The sequence below is a fragment of the Streptomyces sp. NPDC044033 genome (genome assembly GCF_056434425.1).
Genome location: NZ_JBWKFF010000054.1, coordinates 1 through 5,512 on the forward strand (window position 1 = coordinate 1; position 5,512 = coordinate 5,512).

Consider the following 5,512-nt stretch of genomic DNA (forward strand, 5'->3'; position numbering starts at 1 on the left):
ACTGGACCCGGAGCGGGAAGAGCGACGACGCGTGAGGCGTCGCCGCAAGGCCCGACTCGCCGCCGCCGGCCTGGGACGTTCCCGCGGCGGACTGACCACGAAGACGCACCTGTCCTGTGTGCCGCAGTGCCTGCCCCTCTCGCTCAACATCACTGCGGGGCAGGCCGGGGACAGTCCGCAGTTCATCCCCGTCCTGAACGGCATCCGTGTCCCCGGCCCGGTGGGCCGGCCCCGCACCCGGCCCGGCGCAGTCGCGGGCGATAAGGCGTACTCGTCCCGCCAGAACCGTGTCCACCTGCGCAAACGTGGGATCAAAGCGGTCATCCCCGAGAAGAGGGACCAGGCCGCCCACCGCGAGAACCGCGGCTCACGCGGCGGACGGCCCGTCACCTGGGGCAAGCAGCTGTACAAGCTCCGCAACAGCGTCGAACGCACCATCAACAAGATCAAGGACTGGCGCGGCCTCGCCGTCCGCTACGACAAAAAGCCTGAAAGCTATCAGGCCGGACTCGAATTATGCGCCGGGCTCCTTTGGATCCAACACCTCGGATCACAAGCATGATCGCAACTCCACACAGGCCCTAGCGCGTCGAGTTTCGCCACGGCCGTACCTCTGTCAGCCAGTGAGTCGTTGCTGGCGAGGGGGGTGGGGGAGCGTGTCAGTAGCTCGCGCAAGGCCGTCCAAAGGTCAATGCCGATCTGGCCTGCCGCGCCGGACGCTACCTCGAGGAGGAGCGTCGTGATGGGGTCCATGATCATTTCCTTCTCGCGGAGACAGTCTCAGGGAGAGGCAGTAAAACCTATCTATCAAACTCACCACGACCTGCGTTTCGGTGAGTTGGGCGGAGGAGGGGTGTCCCAGTGAGTCTGACCTGCGCATTAGAGCTGTTGTCAGCGGGTGCCTCTATTTTGCTGTGTGACCCGTTCGTCGTTGACGTACGGCCGGGTGAGTCGTGCGGGCTTGGCGCGGGTGTGGAGGATCGATATGCGGTTGCAAGTGGTGGTAGCGACCCAGGCGTTGGAACTGCCGTGGGCGAGTGTGCTGTCGCCGGGGCGTGGTCTGGTCTATGACGTGCTGGGGCGGGTGGCTCCTGGGTTGGGGTGTCGGTTGCATGAGGAGGGGTGGGGGCCGTACGGGTTGGTGCCGTTCGGTCATGGTGCTCCGGTGTTTGCGTCGGCGCGGCGGCAGCGGGGCCGGTATGCGGTGGGTGGGCGTGGGGTGGTGGAGTTCGGCAGTCCGTTGCCGGAGGTGGTGGAGGCGTTGGCGGTGGGGTTGGGGGAGCGGGAGTTGTTGGACTGGGGTGGGGTTGCTTTGCGGGTGGTGGGGCTTGAGGTGGTGGAGCCGCCGGGGTTCGTCGGGGGTCGGGTGCGGTGGCGTATGGCGACGCCGGTGGTGATGAAGGGGTCGGGGCGGGACGGGTTGGGGGAGCGGGTGTCGCGGCAGGCGTGGGTGTTGCCGGCGGAGCCGGAGTGGCCGGTGTATGTGCAGGGGAATTTGCGGCGGAAGGCGGAGACGCTGGGGCTGGATCCGGGGGTGGAGCTGGAGGCGGTGTCCTGGGTCGGGCCGAAGCGTTCGTTTGCGGTGGGGGGCGGGCTGAAGCCGGGGGCGGCGGTGGAGGTGGAGCTGTCGGGTCCGCCGGGGACGTTGCGGGCTTTGTGGAGCTGGGGGCTGGGGCAGGCGAATGCTGCGGGTTTCGGGTGGGTGGGTGCGTGAGTGCCGTGGGGGGTGAGGGGCTGGTGTTCGGTGGGGTGCGGTTGACGGCGCATCCGCTGCAGCGGGTCGGTGCGTATGCGCTGGCGGCTCTGGCTGGGGAGCGGGAGCCGGAGCGGTTGGGTCGGGAGGGGTTTGAGGGTGCGGTGGCGGAGGTGGTGCGGCATGCGGGGCGGGCGGCTTTGCGGGAGAGCGGGGCGGTGGACGGGTTCTGGCAGAAGGTGAGTCTGTCGTTCTTCCCGAATTCGCCGATGAACCATCCGCTGCGGCGTAGGGGGCGGAACGCCGAGGGGCGGGCGAAGTCGGATGAGGATGTGCGGGAGGCGGTGGGGGCCTGGATGCGGCCGCCGGGGGCCGGGGTGGCGGGGGTGGGGTGTGTGTTGTGCGGGCGTGGGGCGGCGGGGTTCTACGGCAAGAAGGATGTGGTGCTGGCCGAGAGCGAGGCGTACCGGAACACGACGCCGCGGGGTCATGAGGGGATGGCGTTGTGCTGGCCGTGTCTGGCGTGTTTCTACGCGTTGCCGTTCGGGTGTCAGCTGAGCGGCGGGTCGTCGGTGGCGGTGCACAGCTGGCACGAGCCGTTCATGGCGCAGGTGGTGGGGCGGCAGGCGGCCCGTAACCGGCAGCTGGCGCTGAGCGGGGACGAGCGGCGCAAGCAGGCGGAGCCGCGGGAGCTGGTGGCGCTGCGGGCGTTGCGGGCTTATGGCGGCCGGTTGTCAGAGGGGGTGGAGCTGCTGGTGTTCAACAACAACAACCGCGGGCAGCTCCTGGATGCGTACAGCCTGTCGCAGCCGCTGGCGGAGTGGTTGCGCCGTACCAGCCGGCTGTCCGGGCTGCGGGTGGGGTTCGGTGTGGTGGCGCGGGCGCATGTGACCGGGAAGACGCCGGGGCTGGTGGGGCTGGCAAGGAACGCGTTCCGTGATCCGGCCCGGGTGGTGTCCACGGGGGTGCGTGGCCTGGCCGTGCTGGTGGCGGGGCCGGGGCCGGATCTGGGGGCGGTGGCCCGGGCGGCGGAGCTTTTGATGTCTTTCGCGACTGAGGTGATGCAGGTGAACGAGAAGGACCTGGCGGAGATCCGGAGCACTGGTCAGCGGATTGCGGGCCTGGTGGCCGAGCAGGGCAGCCGGAGTCCGCTCGGTGACTTGCGGCGCTCCTTGCGGGACCCGCGGCAGCTGCGCAGTTGGCTGACGAAGCAGGGTGTGGCGTGGGCGGGGCGGGGGCCGGCGGAGGGTCAGGGGCCGTTGCTGGTCGGTGAGCGGGGCTATGTGCTGCTGTTCGATCCGGGTGCGGACAATCCGGCGTGGCTGCACCGGGATCTGCTGCTGGTGGCGGTGCTGGAGGAGCTGGCCCGGCTGGGCTGGGTGGCCGAGGACGGCAAGTCGTCGGAGGAGGTCCTGTCCGAGCTGGACGCGGTGGACCGGAAGTTTCTCACCGAGAACGAGGACGAGGAGGGGGACCAGTGAGCTTTCTGGTCGGGAAGATCGTGCAGGATGTGGTGGCCGGGGCCCCGAACAACGGGGAGGGCGAGGACAACATCGGCAAGGTCAAGGTGCTGCGGGTGGGGCGCGAGAGTTATCCCTATGTGTCGGCGCAGGCGTTTCGCCGGTGGCTGCGGGACTCGCTGCCCGCCGGTGAGCCGCGCTCGTCGGTGACCCGTTCCGGCAAGGGGGCCGGCCAGCAGGCGTACACCGCGGGGCGCCCGGACCGGTTTCTCGACGACGACCTGTTCGGCTACATGGTGGCGGTCAAGAAGGAGTCGTACCAGCGGGACACGGTGCTGGCGACCGGCACCCTGGTGTCCGTGGTGCCGCAGCGTCCCGCGCTGGACTTCGGCACGATGAGCCGCGACTTCCCGGCCGGTGAGCACCCGGTCATCCACCAGCACCAGCTGTACTCGTCCGTGCTGGCCGGCGATGTGCTGCTGGACGTGGCGCGGGCGGGGGTGTTCGAGACCGACGGCAGTGGCCTGCGGGTCGCATTGAGCGGTCCGGCGGCCGAGGAGGCCGTGGCCGCCGGGGCACAGGAGATGCTCTTTCGCGGTACGGCGGCGGTGCGGCTGCCGCTGGCCGAGCGGCGGCGCCGCATCGCGCTGCTGCTGCGGAGTCTGGCGGCGCTGCGCGGCGGCGCGAAGCAGGCCCTGCACTACGGTGACCGCACCCCGGCCCTGGTGCTGCTGGCCCCGCTCAGGGGCGGCGTCAATCCGTTCACCCGGGTGCTCGTGGCGCGGGACGGGAAGCCGGAGTTCTCCACCGATGTGCTGCGCGAGGAGCTCGGCGCGTGGGCCGACGAGCTGGACGGTCCGGTGCGGATCGGCTGGGCCCCCGGCTTCCTCGGCGACCAGCGGGAGCGGGCCGCCCGGGAGCTGGAGGACCTCATCGCCGCGGGCCGGATTGTTCTGGGTCACCCCCGCACCGTGCTCACCGGGCTGGCCGCGGGCATCGAGGCGGGCGCGCACGACGGCTGGTTCGAGGACCCGCAGTGATGACCGGCTCCGGCGGGCCCGGGGAGCGGACGGCGCTGGAGGTGACCGTCACCGCGCCCGTCGTCTCCTTCCGCAACCCGCTCTACTCCGGGGTGCAGGTCACCCTGCCGTGCCCGCCGCCGTCGACGGTCGGCGGGATGCTCGCCGCCAGTGCCGGCGGCTGGGAGGCCGTCGATCCCGGTCTGGGTTTCGCCATGACCTTCCACGCGTGTGGACACGGCACCGACCTGGAGACCTACCACCCCCTGGACGCCACGGGTCGGGCGTCCACGCCCGCCCCGCGCCACCGGGAGTTCCTCGCCGCCGCCACGCTGCGCCTGTGGCTTTTCGACGACCTGGACCTGTGGCGGGCCCGGCTGCGGCGTCCGCGCTGGCCGCTGCGGCTGGGCCGCAGCCAGGACCTCGTCGGCCTCGCTCTGCGCCAGGTCCCGGTTCTGGAGACCCCCGGCGCCCAGGGGCCGGCGGTGGTGCCCGCATCGGCCGACGGGGCGCTCGGGACACTGCTGCGCATGCCGGCCGCGATCGGCGTGGACCGGGGAGACATCCGCTGGGGCTCGTTCCGGTTCGACGCCACCGGCCGCGCCCCGGCCCCCGTGCCCGGCAGCTGGTCGACGGCCGACGGCCAGGCCCTGATCCCTCTCGGCTCCCCGCACCCGGCCGGCCTCACCTCATGAGGCCACGGAGCGGGAAGGCGCCTGCGGCTGATGGACGTCCGCTGGCCGGGTTCCTGGCGAAGAGCGCGTCCCCACAGCGTCCGGCGGAACCGCTGACCGACCACCTGCTGGCCACCCTCACCGCCACCGGCGCCCTGCGGCGGCGGGTGGGCCGGCTGGACGTCACCGGGACCGTCCTCGGCGACCAGTTCTGGACCGCGGTCGCGCTGGCCGCGCTGACCCATGATGCGGGCAAACTCCCCGACGGCTTCCAGGACATGCTCCACGGCCGGATCCGCGGCTGGGGGGAGCGCCACGAAGTCCTCTCCCTCGGCTTCCTCCCGTCCCTGGTCGACGACCCGGATCTGCTGCCGTGGGTCGCCGCCGCGGTCGCCACCCACCACCGTCCCCTGACCGGCGACAGCGGCCGGGACCTGCAGTGCCTCTACGGCCCCAGCGACCCGCACGAACTGCACGACCGCTTCACCCCGCTCTCACCACCGGCCGCCGCCGCCCTGCTGGCCTGGCTGCACACCACCGCCACCGCCCACAACCTGCCCGTAGCCACCGCCTGTACCGACCCGTGAGGTTGGGGACGCGGCTGGCGGGTGGTTGGCCCTTGAGCGCGGTGTGTCCGCGGTGGTGATTGTAGGTGTGTAGCCACTG

6 protein-coding genes are annotated in these 5,512 nt (G+C 71.4%); all 6 read left to right on the forward strand.

What is annotated here, in order from left to right; translation table 11 throughout:
- Positions 1-562: IS5 family transposase (locus AC07AB_RS39930; RefSeq protein WP_478577576.1), on the forward strand; the 562-nt coding region annotated here is incomplete at its 5' end.
- A gap of 834 nt (positions 563-1,396) precedes the next feature.
- Complete coding sequence (locus tag AC07AB_RS39935) at positions 1,397-1,714, forward strand: CRISPR-associated endoribonuclease Cas6 (RefSeq protein ID WP_478577588.1); 318 nt, start codon at positions 1,397-1,399, stop codon at positions 1,712-1,714.
- Positions 1,711-3,174 carry a hypothetical protein gene (locus AC07AB_RS39940; protein WP_478577577.1) on the forward strand — a complete coding sequence of 488 codons (1,464 nt, stop codon included), beginning with the start codon at positions 1,711-1,713 and terminating at the stop codon, positions 3,172-3,174. Before AC07AB_RS39935 ends, AC07AB_RS39940 begins: the two co-directional genes overlap by 4 nt.
- Positions 3,171-4,193, forward strand: coding sequence for a type I-B CRISPR-associated protein Cas7/Cst2/DevR (gene cas7i, locus AC07AB_RS39945; protein ID WP_478577579.1), 1,023 nt, complete (start codon positions 3,171-3,173; stop codon positions 4,191-4,193). Before AC07AB_RS39940 ends, cas7i begins: the two co-directional genes overlap by 4 nt.
- Positions 4,193-4,867 carry a CRISPR-associated protein Cas5 gene (gene cas5, locus AC07AB_RS39950; protein WP_478577582.1) on the forward strand — a complete coding sequence of 225 codons (675 nt, stop codon included), beginning with the start codon at positions 4,193-4,195 and terminating at the stop codon, positions 4,865-4,867. Before cas7i ends, cas5 begins: the two co-directional genes overlap by 1 nt.
- Positions 4,864-5,433 (forward strand): CRISPR-associated endonuclease Cas3'', encoded by a 570-nt coding sequence (locus AC07AB_RS39955; protein WP_478577585.1) that lies wholly within the window; start codon positions 4,864-4,866, stop codon positions 5,431-5,433. Before cas5 ends, AC07AB_RS39955 begins: the two co-directional genes overlap by 4 nt.
- Positions 5,434-5,512: the final 79 nt, after the last annotated feature.